22 protein-coding genes are annotated in these 19,858 nt (G+C 56.8%); 7 read left to right on the top strand and 15 right to left on the bottom strand.

What is annotated here, in order from left to right; translation table 11 throughout:
- Nucleotides 1–8 precede the first annotated feature (8 nt).
- Together AC2D8V_RS11765 and AC2D8V_RS11760 are read right to left on the bottom strand one after the other, a co-directional pair.
- Nucleotides 9–572, bottom strand: a complete 564-nt coding sequence (locus AC2D8V_RS11765) for a NifU family protein (RefSeq protein ID WP_484733714.1) — start codon at nt 570–572, stop codon at nt 9–11.
- A gap of 116 nt (nt 573–688) precedes the next feature.
- Nucleotides 689–1,144: a universal stress protein gene (locus tag AC2D8V_RS11760; protein ID WP_484733713.1), complete on the bottom strand. Its 456-nt coding sequence runs from the start codon at nt 1,142–1,144 to the stop codon at nt 689–691.
- Between the two features lie 136 nt (nt 1,145–1,280).
- Here AC2D8V_RS11760 and AC2D8V_RS11755 point away from each other — a divergent pair, with 136 nt between their 5' ends.
- Nucleotides 1,281–1,682, top strand: a complete 402-nt coding sequence (locus AC2D8V_RS11755; RefSeq protein ID WP_484733712.1) for a BLUF domain-containing protein — start codon at nt 1,281–1,283, stop codon at nt 1,680–1,682.
- Between the two features lies 1 nt (nt 1,683).
- On the opposite strand, the gene AC2D8V_RS11750 is transcribed toward AC2D8V_RS11755, so the two are convergent.
- Together AC2D8V_RS11750 and AC2D8V_RS11745 are read right to left on the bottom strand one after the other, a co-directional pair.
- Nucleotides 1,684–2,550 carry a branched-chain amino acid aminotransferase gene (locus tag AC2D8V_RS11750; RefSeq protein ID WP_484733711.1) on the bottom strand — a complete coding sequence of 289 codons (867 nt, stop codon included), beginning with the start codon at nt 2,548–2,550 and terminating at the stop codon, nt 1,684–1,686.
- Nucleotides 2,551–2,621: 71 nt separating this feature from the next.
- The gene (locus AC2D8V_RS11745; protein WP_484733710.1) at nt 2,622–2,849 is read right to left on the bottom strand and encodes a hypothetical protein; all 228 of its coding nucleotides are present in this window, start codon (nt 2,847–2,849) and stop codon (nt 2,622–2,624) included.
- Nucleotides 2,850–3,006: 157 nt separating this feature from the next.
- Here AC2D8V_RS11745 and AC2D8V_RS11740 point away from each other — a divergent pair, with 157 nt between their 5' ends.
- On the top strand, nt 3,007–3,684 hold the full coding sequence (locus tag AC2D8V_RS11740) for a M48 family metallopeptidase (protein ID WP_484733709.1): 678 nt from the start codon (nt 3,007–3,009) through the stop codon (nt 3,682–3,684).
- Here AC2D8V_RS11740 and AC2D8V_RS11735 read toward each other — a convergent pair.
- From AC2D8V_RS11735 to rimO, 3 genes are all read right to left on the bottom strand, one after another.
- Nucleotides 3,681–4,064: a thiol-disulfide oxidoreductase DCC family protein gene (locus AC2D8V_RS11735; protein WP_484733708.1), complete on the bottom strand. Its 384-nt coding sequence runs from the start codon at nt 4,062–4,064 to the stop codon at nt 3,681–3,683. The two genes, AC2D8V_RS11740 and AC2D8V_RS11735, sit on opposite strands and share 4 nt — an antisense overlap.
- Before the next feature lie 67 nt (nt 4,065–4,131).
- A complete protein-coding gene (locus AC2D8V_RS11730; protein WP_484733707.1) occupies nt 4,132–4,380 on the bottom strand; it encodes a CDGSH iron-sulfur domain-containing protein in 249 nt (82 codons plus the stop codon).
- Nucleotides 4,381–4,425: 45 nt separating this feature from the next.
- Nucleotides 4,426–5,796, bottom strand: a complete 1,371-nt coding sequence (rimO, locus tag AC2D8V_RS11725) for a 30S ribosomal protein S12 methylthiotransferase RimO (RefSeq protein WP_484733706.1) — start codon at nt 5,794–5,796, stop codon at nt 4,426–4,428.
- A 71-nt stretch (nt 5,797–5,867) separates the two neighbouring features.
- On the opposite strand from rimO, the gene AC2D8V_RS11720 reads away from it, so the two are divergent.
- The gene (locus tag AC2D8V_RS11720) at nt 5,868–7,784 is read left to right on the top strand and encodes an AsmA family protein (RefSeq protein ID WP_484733705.1); all 1,917 of its coding nucleotides are present in this window, start codon (nt 5,868–5,870) and stop codon (nt 7,782–7,784) included.
- 10 nt (nt 7,785–7,794) lie between these two features.
- Here the strand turns inward: AC2D8V_RS11720 and kdsA are convergent, their stop codons facing one another.
- From kdsA to AC2D8V_RS11695, 5 genes are all read right to left on the bottom strand, one after another.
- The gene (gene kdsA / locus AC2D8V_RS11715; RefSeq protein WP_484733704.1) at nt 7,795–8,628 is read right to left on the bottom strand and encodes a 3-deoxy-8-phosphooctulonate synthase; all 834 of its coding nucleotides are present in this window, start codon (nt 8,626–8,628) and stop codon (nt 7,795–7,797) included.
- A 1-nt stretch (nt 8,629) separates the two neighbouring features.
- Nucleotides 8,630–10,240, bottom strand: a complete 1,611-nt coding sequence (locus tag AC2D8V_RS11710; protein ID WP_484733703.1) for a KpsE/RkpR family capsule polysaccharide export protein — start codon at nt 10,238–10,240, stop codon at nt 8,630–8,632.
- Nucleotides 10,218–10,877 carry an ABC transporter ATP-binding protein gene (locus AC2D8V_RS11705; protein ID WP_484733702.1) on the bottom strand — a complete coding sequence of 220 codons (660 nt, stop codon included), beginning with the start codon at nt 10,875–10,877 and terminating at the stop codon, nt 10,218–10,220. Before AC2D8V_RS11705 ends, AC2D8V_RS11710 begins: the two co-directional genes overlap by 23 nt.
- Nucleotides 10,878–11,076: 199 nt before the next feature.
- On the bottom strand, nt 11,077–12,099 hold the full coding sequence (locus tag AC2D8V_RS11700) for a permease (RefSeq protein WP_484733701.1): 1,023 nt from the start codon (nt 12,097–12,099) through the stop codon (nt 11,077–11,079).
- Between the two features lie 2 nt (nt 12,100–12,101).
- On the bottom strand, nt 12,102–12,437 hold the full coding sequence (locus tag AC2D8V_RS11695) for an ArsR/SmtB family transcription factor (RefSeq protein ID WP_484733700.1): 336 nt from the start codon (nt 12,435–12,437) through the stop codon (nt 12,102–12,104).
- 104 nt (nt 12,438–12,541) lie between these two features.
- Here AC2D8V_RS11695 and AC2D8V_RS11690 point away from each other — a divergent pair, with 104 nt between their 5' ends.
- The 4 genes from AC2D8V_RS11690 to AC2D8V_RS11675 all read left to right on the top strand — a co-directional run bounded on the left by AC2D8V_RS11690 (nt 12,542) and on the right by AC2D8V_RS11675 (nt 15,099).
- Nucleotides 12,542–13,129 (top strand): uracil-DNA glycosylase family protein, encoded by a 588-nt coding sequence (locus AC2D8V_RS11690; protein WP_484733699.1) that lies wholly within the window; start codon nt 12,542–12,544, stop codon nt 13,127–13,129.
- Nucleotides 13,122–13,916 carry an SseB family protein gene (locus tag AC2D8V_RS11685; RefSeq protein WP_484733698.1) on the top strand — a complete coding sequence of 265 codons (795 nt, stop codon included), beginning with the start codon at nt 13,122–13,124 and terminating at the stop codon, nt 13,914–13,916. Before AC2D8V_RS11690 ends, AC2D8V_RS11685 begins: the two co-directional genes overlap by 8 nt.
- Before the next feature lie 158 nt (nt 13,917–14,074).
- Nucleotides 14,075–14,599, top strand: a complete 525-nt coding sequence (locus AC2D8V_RS11680) for a YHS domain-containing (seleno)protein (protein WP_484733697.1) — start codon at nt 14,075–14,077, stop codon at nt 14,597–14,599.
- A gap of 2 nt (nt 14,600–14,601) precedes the next feature.
- Nucleotides 14,602–15,099: a rhodanese-like domain-containing protein gene (locus AC2D8V_RS11675; protein WP_484733696.1), complete on the top strand. Its 498-nt coding sequence runs from the start codon at nt 14,602–14,604 to the stop codon at nt 15,097–15,099.
- A 62-nt stretch (nt 15,100–15,161) separates the two neighbouring features.
- On the opposite strand, the gene mdoH is transcribed toward AC2D8V_RS11675, so the two are convergent.
- The 3 genes from mdoH to AC2D8V_RS11660 are packed head-to-tail and all read right to left on the bottom strand — an operon-like array spanning nt 15,162 to nt 19,845.
- Nucleotides 15,162–17,051, bottom strand: a complete 1,890-nt coding sequence (gene mdoH, locus AC2D8V_RS11670; RefSeq protein ID WP_484733695.1) for a glucans biosynthesis glucosyltransferase MdoH — start codon at nt 17,049–17,051, stop codon at nt 15,162–15,164.
- Entirely contained in the window at nt 17,051–18,574 is a 1,524-nt protein-coding gene (locus tag AC2D8V_RS11665; protein ID WP_484733903.1) for an OpgD/OpgG family glucan biosynthesis protein, read from the bottom strand. The genes mdoH and AC2D8V_RS11665 overlap by 1 nt, the downstream gene beginning before the upstream one ends.
- A complete protein-coding gene (locus AC2D8V_RS11660; RefSeq protein ID WP_484733694.1) occupies nt 18,574–19,845 on the bottom strand; it encodes an OpgC family protein in 1,272 nt (423 codons plus the stop codon). The genes AC2D8V_RS11665 and AC2D8V_RS11660 overlap by 1 nt, the downstream gene beginning before the upstream one ends.
- Nucleotides 19,846–19,858: the final 13 nt, after the last annotated feature.

The following is a 19,858-nucleotide window of genomic DNA, read 5'->3' as shown; positions in this document are numbered from 1 at the left end:
GCCCGGCCTTAGGTCGCGACGGGGCGCACCTCGGTCACTTCCGGAATATAGTGACGTAGAAGGTTTTCAATCCCCATCTTCAGTGTAAGTGTCGATGACGGGCAGCCCGCACAAGCGCCTTGCATGTGCAGGTAAACGACACCACGATCAAATCCGTGGAAGGTGATGTCACCTCCATCCTGCGCTACCGCAGGACGCACACGGCTGTCCAGCAGCTCTTTGATTTGATTTACAATCTGTCCATCTTCACCGTCATGTTCAGCGTGTCCTGATGCAGGGGCGTGATCACCGGAGATCACAGGCTGTCCTGATTGGAAATGTTCCATGATTGCGCCAAGGAGAGCTGGTTTGATGTGGTCCCAGTCGACCGCATCCGCCTTCGTGACCGTCACAAAGTCAGTCCCGAAAAAGACGCCTGTCACCCCGTCCACGGCGAAAATACGTGTCGCCAATGGTGACTTGTCTGCGGTTTCGGCGCTCGGAAAGTCAGCGGTACCCATTTCAAGCACGGTCTGGCCGGGCAGGAATTTCAGCGTTGCCGGATTCGGCGTGGATTCAGTTTGAATAAACATCGGTCTCTCCTGAAGATACCCCTGATATGCGCAGGCCGTTAGCGTGTGTCAAGGTTTGGAACCATTCTAAACTGCATACGCGTAAGGAACAATGGGTAGCGGGTCAGTCGCTTGGATTATGTGATAGCTTCCAGCTTTTCCCTGCTCAAATCACCAGGGACGATCGTGATCGGAATGGGTAGGCCGCCTGCATTCTTTGTAAGCTGGGTCACGAGCGGGCCGGGGCCCTTTTTGTCGGTGCCTGCACCAAGAACCAGCACGCCGATTTCCGGGTCATCCCGTATCTGAGCCATGATCTCGTCTACGGGCTGTCCTTCGCGAATAACGAGTTCCGGCTCGATGTTCTGGCGGTCCCGCATCCATTTGGCAAATACTTCGAAGTGCACTTCGATGCGTTCTCGCGCTTCTTCTCGCATCACGTTGCCGACGCCGATCCAATGGTTGAACTCGTCCGGCGGAATAACTGAAAGGATTTCAACGCCACCGCCGGTTTTGGCCGCGCGCATGGCTGCGAACCGCATGGCGTTCAGACATTCCCGGCTGTCATCCAGGATCACCAGAAACTTGCGCATGATTGGACGTCCCCCGTTTGTTGCCTTGGATCATGGCCTTTGGTCGCCGCCGACGCAATGTCAATCTGTGATGACGTCTCTGGACAGTGTGATCAAATGCGCCCACTCTGGCGCTGCAAGCAAGGTAGGGGGGGCCATGCCTAAGCAGCAGATCATCTATTGCTCGAAGCCTTTTGGCTACGACGCATCCATTCTTGCCGGAATTCTGTCGACGGCGCGGGTGCGAAATGCGCAGTTGGACATCACCGGCGCGTTGGTGTGTCGTCCTGATGTTTACCTGCAACTCTTGGAAGGACCGACGGGGCAGGTCGAAAACCTGTATCGCAAAATCGAACAAGACGATCGCCACGTGGAAGTCAAGTTGCTTGTGCGTAGCAAGATCGAAGACCGGCTTTTCCCGAATTGGGCCATGTACCACGACCCTGCCGCTACGTGGTTCTATTCGCCCGAGGACATTGCGGATGGTGCGCTGGCAAGGGCCTCGGCGCGAGACATCAGAGCGATATTTCTCCGCGTCGCAGAAGCCGTTGATTTATAGGCTAAATAGTCTCGCTTGCAGCCCAGTCCCAGTACATATCGCGCAGTTTACGTGTCACCGGACCAACTTGATATTGCCGGTCTTCGAAAGCAGTTACCGGCGTTATCTTGGACATGTTCCCGGTCAGGAAGACTTCGTCGGCATCTTCAAAGTCTTTGAAGCTCAGAACTGTTTCGTGAACCTTTATGCCGTCCAGCGCTAGGTTTGAAATGTGCCGCGCACGTGTGATGCCTGACAAGAAAGTGCCGTTCGGGATCGGCGTAAAGACTTCCCCGTCACGGACCATAAATACGTTTGCCGTGGCAGATTCCGCTACGTTGCCCATGGCGTCGGCAACCAGCGCATTTCCGAAACCACGCTGTCGTACCTCGGTCAGCATGCGGGCATTGTTCGGATAAAGGCAGCCGGCCTTGGCGTTGACGACGCTGCTTTCGAGAACGGGACGGCGGAAACGCGTGTGACCAAGCGTGGTCGTGGCATCTGCAGGTGCCATCGGGATGACTTCAAGGCAAAGGGCGAACCCCGTCTTGGTGCTGTCGGGTACAATGGCTGTGGCGTCACCGTCGATACCCCAATACATCGGTCTGATGTAGACGGCGTCGCTCTTGTCGTAGGCCTTGAGCCCCTCGGCGATAATTTCGACCATCTCGTCTGCTGTTAACGTTGCCTTCAACATCAGCGCCTCGGCAGAGCGGTTGACCCGTTCGCAGTGCGCTTTGAGATCCGGAGCGTATCCGTTGAAATACCGCGCGCCGTCAAAAACAGAACTGCCCAGCCAACTGCCGTGGTCTGCAGCGCGCATGATTGGAACGTCGCCCTTGTGCCACTGCCCGTCGAACCACGTGCTGATGTTCTTTCCTACGGCCATAGTCCCGCGCCTTTCATTTTTGTGACGACCAAGAAGTGCCGCGTAAAGAGTTTCGGGTCAACATCAGTGACCTATTTCGCCTGATAAACGCCTTCGGGCAGGTTCAGCGCGGCGTTCAGGTCGCGCCACTGCTCGGGCGAGAGCCGCACCGTTACCATACTATCGGTACGCGGATCCCACTGGTTCAGAAGGATCGCGCTTTCCGTGGCGTGCACCGTGACGTCCTCCTGCAACGGAGCGTGTCCGTCATCCACAAGCGTTATGACGGTGGCGTCGAATTCATGTTCTATCGTAAACATGTCATGGACAGTATCGCGCTGAACCGGCAATGCAAGTATCTCGATTCTGTGTAGTGAGGTCGCTGGCCGATCTTGGCAAAACGACTATATTGCCTTTCGTAATGTGAATAGAGGACGGCTTGTAATGTTGCGACGGTGGATACTGACGGGATGCGCAATGCTCGCGCTTACCGCGTGTGATGTGACCACGACAAGCAGCGGCGGGCCGCTTGGCACAGAAGTCGCACAGCCGTCACGATTGCCAACAGACGCTGCCGCGCGCAATTTTATCGGCGTTGTCCGCGCAGTGGAACCCGTGGCCGAACGGGAATGTCGCGCGCGCACCAACGGGATCAATTGTGATTTCCGCATTCTCGTTGACGATAGACCCAACCAGCCGGCCAATGCGTTTCAGACGATAGACAAAAACGGCCGGCCGATCGTTGCATTTACTGTGGCGCTCATTGACGATGCGAAAAATACCGATGAACTGGCCTTTGTTTTGGGACATGAAGCGGCGCATCACATCCGTGGGCATATCGCACGTTCTCAGCAGAATGCCGCTGCGGGTGCCGTAATTGCTGGCAGCCTTGCAGTGTTGCTTGGTGGTGGTGCAGAAGCGGTCGAAGCCGCACAGCGCAACGGTGCCTTGGTCGGGGCACGCAGCTATTCAAAAGAATTCGAACTGGAAGCCGACGCCCTTGGAACCGTGATCACGGCCCGGGCGGGGTATGACCCGGTCAGGGGCGCACAGTTCTTTGCACGTATTCCAGACCCGGGCGATCGGTTTTTGGGCACCCATCCCCCCAATGCGCAGCGTATCGAGATTGTTAAGAGAACGGCTGCGGGCCTTTAGCTTTGCGCTGTGCGACGCCTGTCCCACCGATACAGGACAGGGGCGAGCACATTGTCGTAAACCAATGCGGCTGCCATGTGCACGCCCGGGATACTGACGACCCGTGCCAGCCACCGATATCGCGGCATCTGTCGCCACAGTGCGATGAAGGCGGGTACACCCGACAGAATTTCATCTCCTTGCCGGACATGAAGGCGTTTTGCCGCCATTTCACGGGTCAGACCCCAAGTTTTGAGCGCGTCGACGTCGTTCAAATCGGAAAAGGCAATCGGCAACGATTTGGATCGCGCAATTTTCGCGTAGTGGTCGATCTCTGCGCTGCAGACGGGGCAGTCAGCGTTGTACAATACTTCGGTATCTGAGTGTCTTTCATCGGTCATGACTAGTGAAATAGCGCGCAGCGGTGTTGCCATCCAGAATGCAGGACAATTCACCGCAGGTGGAAGCTCACTCGGAAAGCGCGTTATGAGACCCGTCGCAAAGCGGCGTTTTGTCAGTTGCCTTGCAGCCACAGAAAAACACCTTTTTGTCTGCGTCGGCTGTGTATTTTACGGGATTAATTCCCGTATCCTTGTGTGAACCGTCACAAAACGGTTGGTTGGACGATAATCCACAGGCGCACCAGAAATATGATTTTCCTTCGGTGACTTCGACAGGATACGGCGCTTTTTGCGCGATTTTTGGCAGATCACTCATATTATTTCCTTTCCGATATAACACATATCGTATTCCGGCCCGCGTTCAGTTCAACCTTCCCCAAAGATCGTACTCTCCGGCCTCATCAACCGTAACGGACACAACGTCACCGGGGCTCAGTTTCTCATGCCCTTCGTCGACAAAAAGGTTTCCGTCAATTTCAGGTGCATCTGACGTTGTGCGGCACGTGGCGGCGTCCGCGTCGACTTCGTCGACAATCACGTCGAGCATCTTGCCCACCTTGGCTGCGAGTTTCTGCTCCGAGATCATCTGCGCCTTTTCCATGAAGCGGTTCCAGCGCTCTTGCTTGATGTCATCCGGCACATGGTCCGGCAGTGCATTGGACCGCGCACCGGAAACGTTTTCGTATTGAAAGCAACCAACGCGGTCGAGTTGTGCCTCGTCGAGCCAGTCGAGCAGTGTCTGAAACTCTTCCTCGGTCTCTCCGGGGTAGCCGACGATAAAGGTAGATCGCAGCGTGAGGTCGGGACAGACCTCACGCCAGGCGGCTATTTCATCCAGTGTGCGGGCCGCCGCTGCAGGGCGGGCCATACGGCGCAAAACGTCCGGGTGAGCATGCTGAAACGGGATATCAAGGTAGGGCAGGATCAAGCCTTCGGCCATGAGTGGGATCAGCTGTCGCACGTGCGGGTAAGGGTACACATAGTGCAACCGCACCCAAGCGCCGAGGCTGCCCAGATCGCGCGCGAGATCGGTAATATGTGCCCTGTGTCCACGGTCTTCTGCGTGTTTGATATCTACGCCGTAAGCTGATGTGTCCTGACTGATGACCAAAAGCTCTTTGACGCCATTTTCGACCAGTTTTTCCGCCTCGCGCAGAACCGCATGGGCCGGTCGGCTGGCAAGGCGGCCCCGCATATCAGGAATGACACAGAACTTGCACTTGTGATTGCAGCCCTCAGAGATCTTCAGGTAGCTGAAATGCCTCGGGGTAAGAGAGACACCCGAAGCTGGCAGCAGGTCAATGAAAGGGTCCGGGTTTGGCGGGACGGCGGTGTGAACTGCATCCAGAACCTGCTCGTATTGCTGAGGTCCGGTGACAGCCAGGACGCTGGGATGCGCCCCTGTTATGTATTCGGGCTCTGCGCCAAGGCAGCCAGTGACAATCACGCGTCCGTTTTCGGCGAGGGCTTCGCCAATCGCAGACAGCGATTCTGCTTTTGCGCTGTCAAGAAATCCACAGGTATTGACGATCACCGCTTCTGCACCGTCATAATCAGGTGAGATGGCATAGCCTTCGGCACGCAGCCGCGTCAGGATACGTTCGCTGTCTACAAGCGCTTTGGGGCAGCCAAGGCTGACCATACCGATCGTCGGCTGACCGGGACGGTCTGTTGCGGAAAGCTTGGCTTTGGGCGCAATGTCGGGGCGCAGGTTGGGCGGGTTTGTGCTCATGCTGGCGCTATAGTGTAGTTGGGCGGTGTCGAAAAGAGGCAGTCCACAAAGACGGGACAGAGGTTTAGCTTATGAAATGGATCTTCAGGCTACTGGGTGGTGTGGTGCTATTGATCTTGGTGGCAGCGGTATCACTCGCTTTTTTGCCCGCGGAGCGCATCGCAAAGATTGCCACTGACCAGTTGCGCAGCGCCACCGGCAGAGATGTGGCAATCACAGGCGATGTGGCGCTGACGTTCTGGCCGGTATTGGGGCTGCGGGCCGGCGGGTTGGAAGTCGGCAATGCAGACTGGTCGCAGCAGGGACCTCTTTTGCAAACCGAAAGTGCTGCGATTGGCGTAGATGCGCGCAGTCTTTTGTCAGGAGATGTCCGCATTACGAATATCGAAGCACAAAGCCCCACCATCAGGCTTGAGCAACGTTTGGACGGGAGAGCCAGTTGGGAATTTACGGACGCCACTGGCAGTGCGGGTATAGAGACAAAAACCAGCCCGGATCGCCCTGCGCGCGAGATCACAATTGAACGTTTAAAGGTGACCAACGCGACGTTGATTTACGATGCCGAGGGCAGCGATCTTGTTGCGTATGAAAATGTGGATCTAACACTTGATTGGCCTGATCCTGACGGGGCTGCAGAGATTTCAGCCGCACTGCGTCCTGCAGATGACGTGATCAGTATCTCGGCGACGGTAGACGGGTTCGGTGGATTTATCGCAGGCGACGTTCAGACGCTGCGCGCATCTGTTTCTGCGCCTGCAGGCCGCATTGATTTTGACGGTCGGGCAAGCACGGCAGGCGACGTTGCCGGTTCCCTTGCTTTGAATACAACCAATACGGCAGCATTTCTTGGTGGGCTGGGCCTGCCAGCGCCCGAATTGCCTCCCAAACTGGGGCGCCGCATTGATTTGAACACCCAACTCACGTTGACATCGGACAGGCAGTTGGCGTTGCGCGACCTTGTTGTTGATCTGGGAGGAAATCGTCTGACCGGTGCGGCCGATGTCGGGTTAAACGGTGTTCCGCAGGTTAATGCGCGGCTGGATGCCGGTGCGCTGGACTTAAGCACCGCATCGTCAGGCTCGGCGGGCGATGGCGTAAATGCGGGCGGCGCAATTGATTCCGCCAAGCGCGGCTGGTCGACAACTCCGATCGATGCCTCGGCCCTGTCCGGATTCAACGGAGACATCGCCTTACAGGCCCAAAGTGTTGATCTGGGCCGATTTTCGCTTGGCAAAACGCAGGCGGTCCTACGCAATTCGAATGCCCGTATGGTGTTCGATCTGCGTGAGGTGCTCGCCTACGGCGGGCGCGTCAACGGCGAGTTCATTATCAATAATCGATCAGGGCTGTCCGTCGGCGGCAACATGACTGTGGCCGCGATGGCGATACAGCAGCTTCTTGACGACGCCATCGATGTGGACAGGTTGACTGGCCAAGGTGATTTGCAACTGTCGTTTCTCGGATCGGGTTCTTCGGTGCAGGGGATAATGAACAGCCTGTCCGGTAACGGCAGCCTGCGTATTGCGCGGGGCACTATTGAGGGAATTAATCTTGACGAGGTACTGCGTTCGGGAAAACTTGATGGTGGCACGACAATCTTTGACAATTTAACCGCATCCTGGACCATCGCGGGCGGGGTTCTAGACAACCGCGATTTGCTTTTGGAGCTCAAGAATTACGAGGCTTCGGGTGCAGGAACGGTCGGCTTGGGCGCTCGAAACCTTGACTATACGTTCACGCCCGTTGCCCTGCGTGCCAACAGCGGTCGCGGCCTTTCTATTCCCGTGCGTCTAGTTGGCCCATGGGAAAACGTGTCCATTCGCCCGGATGTCGAGGCCGCGTTGGATGCGTCTTTGGATGAAGAAAAAGAAAAGCTGGAACAAAAAGCACGCGAAAAAGTCGCCAAAGAGCTTGGTGTGCCTGAGCAAGACGGGCAATCAACAGAAGACGCGATCAAAGATCATCTTTTGCGCAAGCTTTTCGACTGACGCGCGCGGATTAAATTACCAAGGGGTTGTCCTTGGCCAGCTTGTCGAATGCCATCAATGTCTCAACCAGCTTTGGCATTTGATCAAGGTAGATCATATTTGGGCCGTCCGAGGGCGATCGGTCGGGGTCCTCGTGCGTTTCTATGAACACTGCGGCCACGCCAATTGCGGCTGCGGCACGGGCCATCACCGGCGCGAATTCGCGCTGCCCGCCAGAGGAGCCTCCCTTTCCGCCGGGCTGCTGAACAGAGTGGGTGGCATCCATAACAACGGGATAGCCGGTTTGGGCCATCTGTGGGAGCGAACGCATATCTGCAACAAGCGTGTTGTAGCCGAACGACGTGCCTCGTTCGGTGAGCAGAATCCGCTTGTTACCAGTGCTTTCGATTTTTGTGATGATATTTGGCATTTCCCACGGGGCGAGGAACTGGCCCTTTTTGACGTTGATGGCTGCGCCGGTTTCGCCAGCCGCTAGCAGCATGTCGGTCTGCCGGCACAGGAAAGCGGGGATTTGAAGAATGTCCACCGCGTCGGCCGCTGGCGCGCATTGTGCCTCGTTGTGAACGTCCGTCAGTACGGGTACCCCGATGGATTTGCCAACCGACTGAAGCACTTTGAGCCCCGCGTCGATGCCGGGGCCCCGCACGCCGGAAAGCGACGTGCGGTTCGCCTTGTCGTATGACGCTTTGAACACATATTGCGCACCTACCGCATCGCAGGCCTCTTTCATGCGGCCCGCGATCATCTGCGCGTGGTCTTCGCTTTCCAACTGGCAGGGGCCGGCAATCACCGTCAAGGGACGGTCGTTCGCGATCGTCAGATCGCCCACGGAAACATGCATCATATCAGGAGGTCACCTGTTCTCTCAAAATCGAAGCGGTTAAAGATATCATCAAGTAGATACCGCCAAAGATCAAGAACGCGAGAATTGTGTTTTCGAAACTGCGCGGGTAGCTCGCTTCTTGGGGTGCCACGGGTCTGACGCTCGTGGTCAGATATCGCACCTGTCGGTTCGCCTCGAGCCGCGTCTGTTCCATCTGTTGCAACGCGGATTGCAGCAACATGTCGCGTGTCGCAAGATCTGCCTGAGCCATCTGAATGCGGACGCTCAACTGCGCCAGCGAGTTTTCACCCTGGCTGGCGTCTGTCATTTTGGCATTCAATTCTTCCAGTTGGTCGTTCAATCGGCGGATATCGCCGCGTGCGCCGTCAACACGCGACTGGTTGGGTCGGGCGTTATCCAGCAAGGCTGCCAGCTGCAGTTCTTTTTCGATGATTTGCAGTTCGACCGTGTTGATCTGCGAACGCAGACTTGCAATGACCGCCTCGGGGTCAAGGGTGGCGCCTTGTAATTGCAAGTTCACCAGCGCCTCTTGCGCCGCGCGCCGTTCCGCTTCTGCTTTCTCGAAACTTATCTGTGCCTCAGACATCTGGTCGCCACGCTTTTGTTCGCTCAACGAGTTGACACGCTCTTCGGCGTAATTGATCAGCGCCTGGCTGAATTGTGCGCTTGTTTGCGGGTCGGCGGCGATCACTTCCATGCGCAATACGCCCTCGGTCGGATCGTAGCCAACCTTTACGTTGCGCTGAAATGTTTTGAATGCCTCTTCATTTGTCGGATCTTCAGTCAGGCGTTGCACGGGGTCTATGAAGCTTTGGGTAAAGTGCGACTTGAAGCCGACATCCTGATCGAGACGCAACATTGCGTCCTTGGATTGCAGATAGGATTGAACCGCGATGCTGTCTTGTGACGTCGCAAATTGCGTGCCCGACAGAAGCCCGCCGATGCCCGAGCCGCCCTGATTATCCGCTTGCAGAATAAGAAATTCAGAATTGGTCGCGTACATTGGCGTCGCAACACTATAAAAATACCAGCCCGCCAGAAGCGTCGGTAATCCCACGAAGAACGCAAGCCTTGCCACGAGGTTGCGCACCTTTCGACGACGTCTTTGCGCGATTTCGCGTTGAATTTCAGAGATTTCCCGGTTGCGCTGCTCAACCGGGCTGACATCTGGCGATGGCAGGGTGGTTTGACCGTCGGGTACCGTTTGCGGCAACTGAATCCGCCCAAGTGGCGTGTCCTTCACATTCTGTTCGCCGTCGCTGGGCACAACAAGTTCAAGCATGTTGGCGCGTTGAAACGGTTCGATCCCGCGTTGTCGCAACAAACGAACGGCGTCGAAATCGGAGGTTGGCGCCAGCCCGTTCTTGTGCGCGACGCGCCGGGCCATGCGCAACTGGCGGCCCGTCAGCCCTTCGCGCCGGATGGCGTCAAGCTCAAGTGCCACACTGCCCGAACCGCCAGCGGTGCGAGGCTTGCCAGACTGCGGCTCTGGCGTTTGAGCTGACACCGGCTTTTGCACAAGTTCGCGTTCGGCCGGATTTTGCTTTTGCGGTGCTGGTTCCTGCGCGGCGCGCTTGATGCGGAATTTTCTAGCCGTCGGTTTCGTAGTCATAAAGCCGTTTCGCTTCTTCCAAGGTGTCAAACATGTGCAATTTACCGCCGAGCAGGACACCAGCTGAACGGGCAAACTTTTCGAGAATATTGGGCCGGTGCGACACAATCACGATCGTGGTCGTGCGCAGTCTCTCCTGAAGGATCTGGCCCGCCTTGCGATTGAATTCTGCATCGGTTGTAGATGGCATGCCTTCGTCGATGAGATACATGTCGAAATCCAGCGCCAGCATCAATGCGAATGAGAACCGTGCGCGCATTCCTGCTGAATAGGTGCCCAAGGGCTGATCGAAGTATTCATCCAAATTGCACAGCCAACGGCAAAAACTTTCAACATAGTCGGGGTCAAGACCGTAAAGTCGCGCGATGTAGCGCGCGTTTTCGACGGCTGACACTTTTCCTACAACTCCTCCCATAAAGCCAAGAGGGAAGGATATTTTGCATTCGCGCCGGATATCGCCTTCATCAGGCTTTTCCAAACCGGCCATCATATTGATGAGAGTGGTTTTTCCGGTGCCGTTCGGCGCCAATATTCCAAGCGAATTGCCAAGCTCCACCTTAAAGGACACCTTGTCGAGGATGACCTTGTGCTGTGTGCCCGTCCAAAAGGACTTTGAGACATTTTCAAAGGCCAGCATGCCTGCCTGCTCCGCTCACTCTTTGCCCTTTTGTGGGCGCACTGCTTCGTTGCTTATCAGAGGTTGGTTACGGACTATTTACCGATTTTGTCGTTATTATGTCTTAATTAGAAACAAATGTACAACAACTGAGCGCGCAGCTTGGCTGGAAGCTGCGCGCTCTTTGCTGTTTTTCGCGGATGATTGGCCAAAAACCGCCTCAGGCGATGATTTGCCAAAGGCTGCCGGCGATCATCGCGCCCAAAAGAGCAAAGCCAAGATAGGCTAAAAACACACGCGGTTTTACCAGTGCCCAGACGGCGATGGCCGCTGGTATTGAACTGACACCACCGGCGATAACGAACGACATCGCTGCACCGTTTGCCATCCCTTGTGTCAGCAGAGCATCGACCAGTGGTACCGCTGCATAGCCATTCAAATATGCCGGTGCCCCCACGATAGCGCCCAAAAGAATGGGCCAGATCCCGTCACCGCCCAATACGGTCGCGATCGCCTCGGCAGGAATGTACCGGATCATTGCCGCTTCGATTACGTAGGCCAAGGTTAGCCACTTTAGCAGAAAAAGGCCGTTTTCGAGGGCCGTCGCACCAAAGATTTCACGCCGTTCCGGGTCGGACCAGAACCGCCACACGGGTTGTCCTGAAAAGGGTTTCTTGACCCCACAGCACCCACCGACCGCAGGTTTCTCGCGCAGGGGGTTGGTGAAGACCGGCGTTTTCGCGAAAAGCAGGGTGCCAAAGCCCCCCAGAAGGCCCAGCCCAATTGCCGCGATCGTTTTGGCAATGGCAAAATCCAATCCAAGAGTTCCTGTGGTGATGGCAAACATCGCCGGATCCATCAAAGGAGAGGCGAGCCAGAAGGCCATGACGGCAGCCAACGGCGCGCCGACTGCCAGCAATGCAGCAATAAAGGGAATGACCTCGCAACTGCAAAAAGGGGACAAGCCGCCGAGCAACGCGGCAAAGAAAATCATTCGGACCGGCGAACCTTCGAATGCGCGCGCCAGCAGGTTTTCCGCGCCAGTTGCCTTGAGGTAGGCAACTGCCACGACGGCGAAAAGGATAAATGGAGCCGTTCTCACAAGGGCCCGCGCCGCGAATTGCATCATTTCAGCGAAGTGGGAAGAATCGAAAACGGCGATTGCCGCAACGATCACAATCGTGGCTAGCCATGCATTGGGCCGAAATGGGCGCCGTGGTGTCGTTTGCGTTGTTTCTGCCATGTTCAGTCTTTCAAAGGGCCTTCACCGCTGTCTGCACAGCACTCGCGTAACAGAAAGGCGGACAGGTCTTTTATGTCGTCATATGCAACGGCTGCGCAGATGATACTGCGGCCCTGTTTGCTTTGCACAACAAGGCCAGCTGTCGCGAGAATTTTCAGGTGGTGGGTAAGGGTCGAGCCTGTAACACCCGAACGGTCGCCCAAATCGCCCATGGATAGGCCATCAGGGCCCGCTCTTACCAAGGTGCGCAGAACGCCAAGACGTTGTTCTGAGCCGAGAGCCGCGAAACGGGCGGCAGCGACCGTGAGGTCGAGGGGAGGCACATTTGATATTTTCATAAACTTAGAAATATCGAATTATTAGCCGGATGCAAGAGTTACTTCAACTTTTGTCGAAATAAATGCGCCTTGTATGAGCCTCAACGCGTGTTAACTGCGTCAGAATGAGCGATCTTCGATCCGAAATTTCAGCCTGTATTCTGTGCCGCGAACGCTTTGCGGCAACGGCAACGCGCCATTCGCCGCGACCAGTGGTCTGGTTCGATCCAAAAGCGCGCGTTTTAATTGCCGGGCAGGCGCCGGGCATGAAAGTTCACAAGTCGGGCCAGCCTTTCACGGATCCATCCGGTGACCGTTTGCGCTTGTGGATGAACGTCGATGAACAGACATTCTATGACCGGTCGGTTGTCGCGATCGTCCCGATGGCGTTTTGCTTTCCGGGCTACGACGCAAAGGGCAGCGACCTTGCCCCACCAAAAATATGCGCGGCAACTTGGCGTGACCGTGTCATGGAAAGCTTGCCGAACATTCGGCTTACGTTGATCATTGGTGGGTACGCGATGAAATATCACTTGGGCGTGAGAAAACCTGTTACTGAAGCGGTGCGAGACTGGGCTCAACGGTCGGACGATGTATTCGTGTTGCCTCATCCAAGCTGGCGCAATACTGGATGGCTGAAAAAGAACCCGTGGTTCGAACGCGATGTTCTGCCAAGATTGCAAAAAAGACTTGAGGATGTATTGGATGACTGAGCGCACGCCTCTCGACGCCGCGCACGCTGCAATGCAAGCCGCGCCAGACGATGACACCGCGCGTCTTGCTTTTTACGAAAGGCTCGCGGATGGCGAGTTTTTCCTGATGCTTGCCGAAGAACCGGGTGATGACGAACGGGTGACCCCGGAGGTATTTGACCTGGCCGACGCGCGTTACGTACTGATCTTTGACCGCGAAGAACGCCTTGCCGCCTTTGCCGGACAGGTCACGCCTTATGTAGCGTTGTCAGGCCGTGTTATTGCGGGTCTTTTGTTGGGGCAGGGGATCGGCCTCGGCGTCAATCTTGATGTCGCTCCTTCGTCTATCATTCTGCCCCCCGACGCGGTCACGTGGTTGTCTGAAACGCTTGGAAATTCGGCAAACGAAGTGGACGCACAGATTGCTGAGGTGACTACGCCTAAAGGATTGCCGGAACAGCTCTTGGCCGCTTTGGACACGAAACTGGCCACGGCCATGGGACTAGCGCAGGCAGCCTTTCTTGTCGGCGTGACATATGAAAACGGCGCAAAGGGGCACATGCTGGGGTTCATCGAGGCCATCCCGCAGGCGCAACATGCACTGACGCAGGCCGCAACCGAAGCGCTGACCTTTTCCGGGATTGAAGCAGGGGCCATGGATATTGCGTTTTTCCGTCAGGGGGATCGTATCCTCCCAAAACTGGAACGTTATGGGTTGCGTTTTGATTTGCCACAGATGCAACAATCTGCGCCACAGGAGCGCAGCGCACCGGGTATGGATCCGGAAAAGCCACCCCGTTTGAAATAAATGCAGCTAAACTTCACGAAACGATCACGCGCAGTCGTGATTAGTCACAAGCACGAGAGGCTCAAAGCTTGGAGGTGCAAGAAAGGTGTCTGTCAGGTTAGATCAGGTTGACCGGGGCGTTGCGTCCCAGGCCACAACACAGAAAACGGAGCCCTAAAATGCGTTCTACAGTCTCTTTGATTGCCGCTGCATCAGCAGCCATCACCTTTGCCACCTCTGCCTTTGCGGGCGAGCAATATATCGACCCGACCGGTTATGCGGTTTCAGGGTACGATGTGGTGGCCTATTTCGACCTGGCCCAGGCGCCTGTCGGCCAATCGCAACCTGCCGGTGTCCCAGGCGACAAAGACATCACCGCAGAGTACAACGGGGCGACTTTCGCGTTTTCGTCTGAGGCTAACAAAGAGCGGTTTCTGGCAAATCCGGCAGCCTACGTTCCGCAGTATGACGGACACTGCGCCTATGGTGTTGCACAGGGCGGCAAAGTCCCCGGCAACCCAAATCTTTGGCGGATCGTCGACGACAAGCTTTACCTGAACATCACGTCCAACGTGGTTGGTTTCTGGGAAGAAGATATCTCCGGCAATCTCAACAAATCCGAAAAGAACTGGGTGAACATTGAAGCTGCCGCAGCGTCTGGCCGTGCCATTCCGCAGTTCAGCAGCTCGGCACCGGTGAACTGAAAATGAAGAGGCCTGATCCGGTGGAGATGGCTCAAAAGTCCCCGTTGCGCCTGTCGCGGCGGGGTCTCATGGTGCTTAGTGGCGCGTTGTTGGCAACAGGCGGTGCTGTTGCCGCGCAATGGTACAATGTTCTTGCCGACAATGATGGCGCGGCGGCGCTCGATCCGGCTCAGGCTCATGAGGCTGCAAGTGCAGGGGCTATCCTTCTGATTGATATCCGACGCCCCGATGAGTGGGCGCGAACGGGTGTGGGAGCAGGCGCGATACCGCTGGATATGCGCCGTTCGGATTTCGAGGATGTTTTGCTGGCACGCGCCGAAGGCGACACCGCGCGCCCCATCGCGCTGATCTGTGCGCGCGGCGTGCGTTCGCGCCGGATGAGCGATCGGCTCAAAGCCGCCGGTTTTACCCGTATCATTGATGTACCCGAGGGTATGTTGGGGTCTGGCGCAGGGCCGGGATGGTTACGGCGGGGCCTGCCAGTCGTGGCGCCAGAATAAATACCTGAAGTACCAAGCCCCGAAAAACGCCGCTCATTTCGAGCGGCTTTTTTTACTGTCGGCTATTCGGCCGGAAACTTCTGTGCGTCAAGCAGAGCGCGCAGCCGAGCCCGAGCGCGTCGCGCGTGTGCAACGATTGACGGTTCGCGAAGTGTCTGCGGGCATTGCATCCACAGACCGCGCGGCAGGTAGCGCGCCACCGGCAATGAACTCAGGGCGGACAGGGGAGCGGCCAGAACAAGGCTTAGGGCAATCGGTGTCAACCACCATGACACAAGCCCTGAGGCAAGGCCGCCCACAAGAACAGTACCCAGAGCGGTTTCCACCCAGTGGAACCGAAGCATCGTTCGCCACGGATAGCCCTGATCGCTCCGGTTCTGCGCCACCCATGAAATCGGCCGGCCCAGCGCTGCACGGAAAACGGCGCGGGTTTGCTGGATCATGAGGATCGGCGCATAGGCAATGGACAGGATGATTTCCTGGCTCACCGCGCCCAGAAAAGCGCTACGGCCGCCGTAAATGCGGGTGGCCTTTTTATGGCTGGCGATGATCGCGGCGCCTACCAGTTTCGGTGCCAGCAGCATGGCGTACATGATGACAAGGAAAACGGCGGAATCGATATGACTCATCGCTGGCGGCCAATCTGGAAAAAGCGGATTGGCTTCGTTGAAGTAGCGGATCACGTTTGTCTCGTCGTCCTTGCCCAGCAAAAACCAGATGACCAGCAGTGTGAACCACGCCGGTGACAGCAGGTAACTGACGGCACCATGTAGCAAATGAAAGCGCGACACCGGATGCAAGCCGGCAGTACCGAGCAGCCGCAAATGCTGAAGGTTGCCTCGGCACCAGCGTTCATCACGCAGAACGTAGTCGATCAAACTGCCCGGGGTTTCTTCAAAGCTGCCCGCAAGACGCGGCATGAAACGCACCTGCCAACCGGCACGCCGCAGCAGACCTGCCTCGACGAAATCGTGGCTAAGGATCATCTGACTGCGTCCACCGCGTCCGACCAGATGCGGCAATCCTGCGCTTTCTGCAAAGGCGCGGGTTCGGATGATGGCGTTGTGGCCCCAGTAGTTCCCTTCGCCCCGCACCCATTTGGCCAAACCCTCGGCAAGAAGCCAGCCATAGGCAACATTTGAAAACTGCTGCATGCGTGCAAAAAGCGTCTTTGCGCCGATCAGTACGGGGCTGGTCTGAATCAGGCCTGCTGAGGGGTCACCAGCCAGTTCATCAGCCAGTCGGTCGATTGCACGTCCGCTCATCAGACTGTCGGCATCCAGCACTACCATGGCTTCGTAGGCGGCTCCCCATCCGGTGATCCAATCAACAAGGTTGCCCACCTTTTTGTCCGTATTGTCGGTGCGCCGCCGGTAATACACCGAGATGCTTTCCGGTGCGTTTCCACGCAGCGCGGCAAGGGCGGTCTCCTCATCTGCGGCGATGGCATCGTCGCGTGTGTCCGAGAGTATGAAGAGGGAAAAACTGTGCTGACTTTGCTGTCGCGACAAATCCTCGAGCATGGCGGATGCATTTCCGAAAACATCACTGGCGTTTTCGTTGTAGATTGGTACCAACAGCGCAACGTTCATGGGGGCACTGGCAACGGATTTCCCCGGATCAGGGCGGGTGCGCGCCAAAAGCCCCGCAACTGCCACGCCGACCGTGCTGACTGACAGGCTGACCCAGACAAAAGTCATGCCAATCATGCTCAGAAGCGCCCATTCAAGTCCGGTCATGCCGGTCTCGGCGAGCCATCCGTAAAGAGCGCACATTAGCAACGCAGTACCAATCAGCGCAGGGACAAAAACGGCAAGCCGCCACCCGCGCGATGTTTTTCCGCGCGGTGGTACTGGGGTGATCTGTTCCGGCCGCTGCCGGAAGGATTGCGCTTGCATCTCCAGCGGCGCACGCGCCGGCATTGTCGCCGGAAGATGCGGTTTAAACTGCATCACGACCGTGTCCACCGGTACAGCCAAACCTCGCTCAGTGGTGCGCCTCCGACGCGAAGCTGTGCGCGAAACTCAATGAGATCCGCCTCGCCGGGGTGGAAGGTAAACGCAAGTCGGGGGCCGCCTGTTTCAGGGTTGCGCTGCACAAGCCCGGTCGAGACTTCACCAGCGCTGCCGCGCAAGATAATGTCGATCTCTGCGAGGTTGTCTGGCACCTCAGGACCGTCGGCAAAATCAATCGCAACGATGGTACCTCCTTCTGGACGGTCTCCCATGGCGGTGTTGAGCGTGCGCAGCGGCATGGACGTCACCGGCGCAGGATCGGCGCCCCAGTCAAGCGTATAGCTCATCTTGTGCGTTTCACCGGGCTGGATCGGATCAGCGGGCCGCCAATACGCAACAATATTGTCGTAAATCTCCAGATCGGCTGGAATCTCCACCAAGGTTACCGAGCCTTGGCCCCAGTCGTCGCGAGGCGTGACCCAAAGCGCCGGTCGCTTGTGATACAGTGCTTCGAGATCAGCAAAATCGCTGAAATTGCGTGCGCGCTGCATCAGCCCGAAACCGCGCGGATTGCGGTCGGCAAAGGCGCTGATCTGCAAACTGCGCGGATTTGACAAAGGTCGCCATATGACTTCGCCCGCGCCATTGTGAATTAGCAGGCCATCGCTGTCATGAACCGCAGGCCTAAAATCTGAAAAACGGTCACGCATGGTGTCATCGAACAGAAACATGGATGTAAGCGGTGCGATCCCAACGTGACGCATCTCTTCGCGGGCAAAAAGCTCTGCTTCTACGTCCATGCGCAGCACTTCACCGTGGGTGATGCGAAACTTGTATGCGCCAGCGCAACTCGGGCTGTCCAGTAGAGCGTGCAGCACAATCGACGCTGAACCGGGGGCAGGAGTTTCAAGCCAAAAAGCAATAAAGTCGGGGAATTCTTCGCCCGCCGGGTCAGCAGTTTTCAACGCCAGCCCTCGTGCAGACAAGCCGTAGATTTCACCGGTACCGATCCCGCGAAAGTAGCTCGCCCCCTGAAACACTGCATATTCCTGAAAAATACCCGGTTGTTCCAACTCAGCTCGAAGTCGCAAACCGGAGAAACCAAGAGTTTCGTCGATCTCCACCTCAGGGAATTTATCAGTGGTGTCAAAGACGCCCATGTCAAAGGCCAAAGGCCGCGCCGTTCCGTCCTCGACGACATTGATTTCAACGGCTTGAGGGAAATACAAACCGGGCGGAAAGACATCGACCCGTTGCGGTATCTGTGATCCTTCCCACAAGGCGTTGCGACTGTCGAACCAGATTTTCCGGTACTGATCGTAGCTGAGATTGCGCCAGCTTTCCGGAATGAGAGGGCGTGGCGAATAGGGCTTGGCTGCCAGCGCTTTGGCGCGCGCGCGCGGCACGCCTGCATCAAAGGCTTGCGCTGGGCCGACTTGAAGGCCCGGCTCCTCTGCGTATCCCGCCGCGGGCACAGCTGCCAACGCAACCAGTGACTTGATTACATCTCGCCGCAGCATTACCGCACCGCCTTTGCGCGCCACGGCTGCGATTTGAACCATCCGGCAGTATAGGCGGTGAGTACGAGCACGCTCATACCCGCAAGGTTGACTGCGATAACGGTCAGGGTATCCCGTCCCAGAACATCAAGGGCAAAGCCGCTGAGCCTTGCCGTAAACATGCTGATGATAAACACCGCCAAGGATTGTTGCCCGACCTTGAGCACAATGGTCAGAACACCTTGCCAAACCTGTGCTGCGATGCCGCTACCAGCTGTCCGCAATCGGTCGCCCTTGTCGCCAGCCGCGACCCAGCACAGATACGCCAGCGCCAGAAAATGCACGTACCGTAGAATTCCAAAGTCAGATTTGGTGATCCAGGCAATGTTTTCTGCACGCCAGTCGCGTGCCCAATCAAAGCCCAGCTCGCGGACGCCAATGTTGCTGAGCGGTATGTTGGCGAGCACCAGCAAAAGCGCGAGGCCGATCAGCCATGGGGTGACGGGTGGCTTGGGCAACCAGCCGCGCATGAACGCAAAGCCGGTAAAGAAAACGAGCTGCCACCCGAACGGATTGAAAAACCATTCGCGCTGGGTGCCGTTATCCTTGACCCATGGTTCGGCAACGAAATTCCAGTGCGGCAGGCCAAGCGCGTCGGTCAGCGCGCGCTGTCCCATCAGCCAAGTTACGGCGATAAAGGCTGCCACCAGCCACAGATTGACGCGCGACAGTGCCATGACCACCGGCATCATGACCAGTACGACCATGTACATCGGTAGAATATCGAAATAATTCGGCACATAGCGAAGGGTCATGAAACTGAGCCAGATGTTCTGGTTGCTCCATCGTTCGCTTTCAACAAAAAGCGGCCACAGGTTTAACTGCCCCCAATAATTGCGCGTGCCGATGCCGGTGTCGGTGAGAAAGACAACAAGGGCCACGGTGGCAAAGAACAATCCCACATGGGCCCAGTACACTTGCCAGACCCGATACCCAACGCGGGCCGTTCCCAGTGCAAAGCCTGCGCGATCGAAGGTTGCGCCGAAAGCAATGGCCGACGCCATGCCTGAGCAAAATACAAAAATCTCGGTTGCATCCGAAAACCCCCAGCGCGCCGGAATCCAAGAGGTAAAGAAATTGCCCGGCGTGTGGGCAAAAAGGATGATGAACATCGCAATGCCGCGAAAGAAGTCCAGCCGGATATCGCGTACGCGCGCACCGGTTTGCACCGGTTGGCCCGTCGTGGCAGTTGGACGATCTGTCGCCACCGAAGATGTGTCGGCGAGTGTCATGGGCGCTCTTTAA

It is taken from the genome of Roseobacter sp. YIN89 (genome assembly GCF_057219365.1).
This window is presented reverse-complemented; position numbering and strand designations above follow the sequence as displayed.

Excerpts from the sequence above, each read along its gene's own strand:
- AC2D8V_RS11735 (WP_484733708.1), bottom strand. The coding sequence starts at position 4,064 with ATGACCGATGAAAGACACTCAGATACCGAAGTATTGTACAACGCTGAC.
- AC2D8V_RS11680 (WP_484733697.1), top strand. The coding sequence starts at position 14,075 with ATGCGTTCTACAGTCTCTTTGATTGCCGCTGCATCAGCAGCCATCACC.
- AC2D8V_RS11720 (WP_484733705.1), top strand. The coding sequence starts at position 5,868 with ATGAAATGGATCTTCAGGCTACTGGGTGGTGTGGTGCTATTGATCTTG.
- mdoH (WP_484733695.1), bottom strand. The coding sequence starts at position 17,051 with ATGCAGTTTAAACCGCATCTTCCGGCGACAATGCCGGCGCGTGCGCCG.
- AC2D8V_RS11755 (WP_484733712.1), top strand. The coding sequence starts at position 1,281 with ATGCCTAAGCAGCAGATCATCTATTGCTCGAAGCCTTTTGGCTACGAC.
- AC2D8V_RS11685 (WP_484733698.1), top strand. The coding sequence starts at position 13,122 with ATGACTGAGCGCACGCCTCTCGACGCCGCGCACGCTGCAATGCAAGCC.
- AC2D8V_RS11675 (WP_484733696.1), top strand. The coding sequence starts at position 14,602 with ATGAAGAGGCCTGATCCGGTGGAGATGGCTCAAAAGTCCCCGTTGCGC.
- AC2D8V_RS11695 (WP_484733700.1), bottom strand. The coding sequence starts at position 12,437 with ATGAAAATATCAAATGTGCCTCCCCTCGACCTCACGGTCGCTGCCGCC.
- AC2D8V_RS11705 (WP_484733702.1), bottom strand. The coding sequence starts at position 10,877 with ATGCTGGCCTTTGAAAATGTCTCAAAGTCCTTTTGGACGGGCACACAG.
- AC2D8V_RS11665 (WP_484733903.1), bottom strand. The coding sequence starts at position 18,574 with ATGCTGCGGCGAGATGTAATCAAGTCACTGGTTGCGTTGGCAGCTGTG.
- AC2D8V_RS11740 (WP_484733709.1), top strand. The coding sequence starts at position 3,007 with ATGCTCGCGCTTACCGCGTGTGATGTGACCACGACAAGCAGCGGCGGG.
- AC2D8V_RS11690 (WP_484733699.1), top strand. The coding sequence starts at position 12,542 with ATGAGCGATCTTCGATCCGAAATTTCAGCCTGTATTCTGTGCCGCGAA.
- AC2D8V_RS11700 (WP_484733701.1), bottom strand. The coding sequence starts at position 12,099 with ATGGCAGAAACAACGCAAACGACACCACGGCGCCCATTTCGGCCCAAT.
- rimO (WP_484733706.1), bottom strand. The coding sequence starts at position 5,796 with ATGAGCACAAACCCGCCCAACCTGCGCCCCGACATTGCGCCCAAAGCC.
- AC2D8V_RS11745 (WP_484733710.1), bottom strand. The coding sequence starts at position 2,849 with ATGTTTACGATAGAACATGAATTCGACGCCACCGTCATAACGCTTGTG.
- AC2D8V_RS11730 (WP_484733707.1), bottom strand. The coding sequence starts at position 4,380 with ATGAGTGATCTGCCAAAAATCGCGCAAAAAGCGCCGTATCCTGTCGAA.
- kdsA (WP_484733704.1), bottom strand. The coding sequence starts at position 8,628 with ATGATGCATGTTTCCGTGGGCGATCTGACGATCGCGAACGACCGTCCC.
- AC2D8V_RS11660 (WP_484733694.1), bottom strand. The coding sequence starts at position 19,845 with ATGACACTCGCCGACACATCTTCGGTGGCGACAGATCGTCCAACTGCC.
- AC2D8V_RS11765 (WP_484733714.1), bottom strand. The coding sequence starts at position 572 with ATGTTTATTCAAACTGAATCCACGCCGAATCCGGCAACGCTGAAATTC.
- AC2D8V_RS11710 (WP_484733703.1), bottom strand. The coding sequence starts at position 10,240 with ATGACTACGAAACCGACGGCTAGAAAATTCCGCATCAAGCGCGCCGCG.
- AC2D8V_RS11750 (WP_484733711.1), bottom strand. The coding sequence starts at position 2,550 with ATGGCCGTAGGAAAGAACATCAGCACGTGGTTCGACGGGCAGTGGCAC.
- AC2D8V_RS11760 (WP_484733713.1), bottom strand. The coding sequence starts at position 1,144 with ATGCGCAAGTTTCTGGTGATCCTGGATGACAGCCGGGAATGTCTGAAC.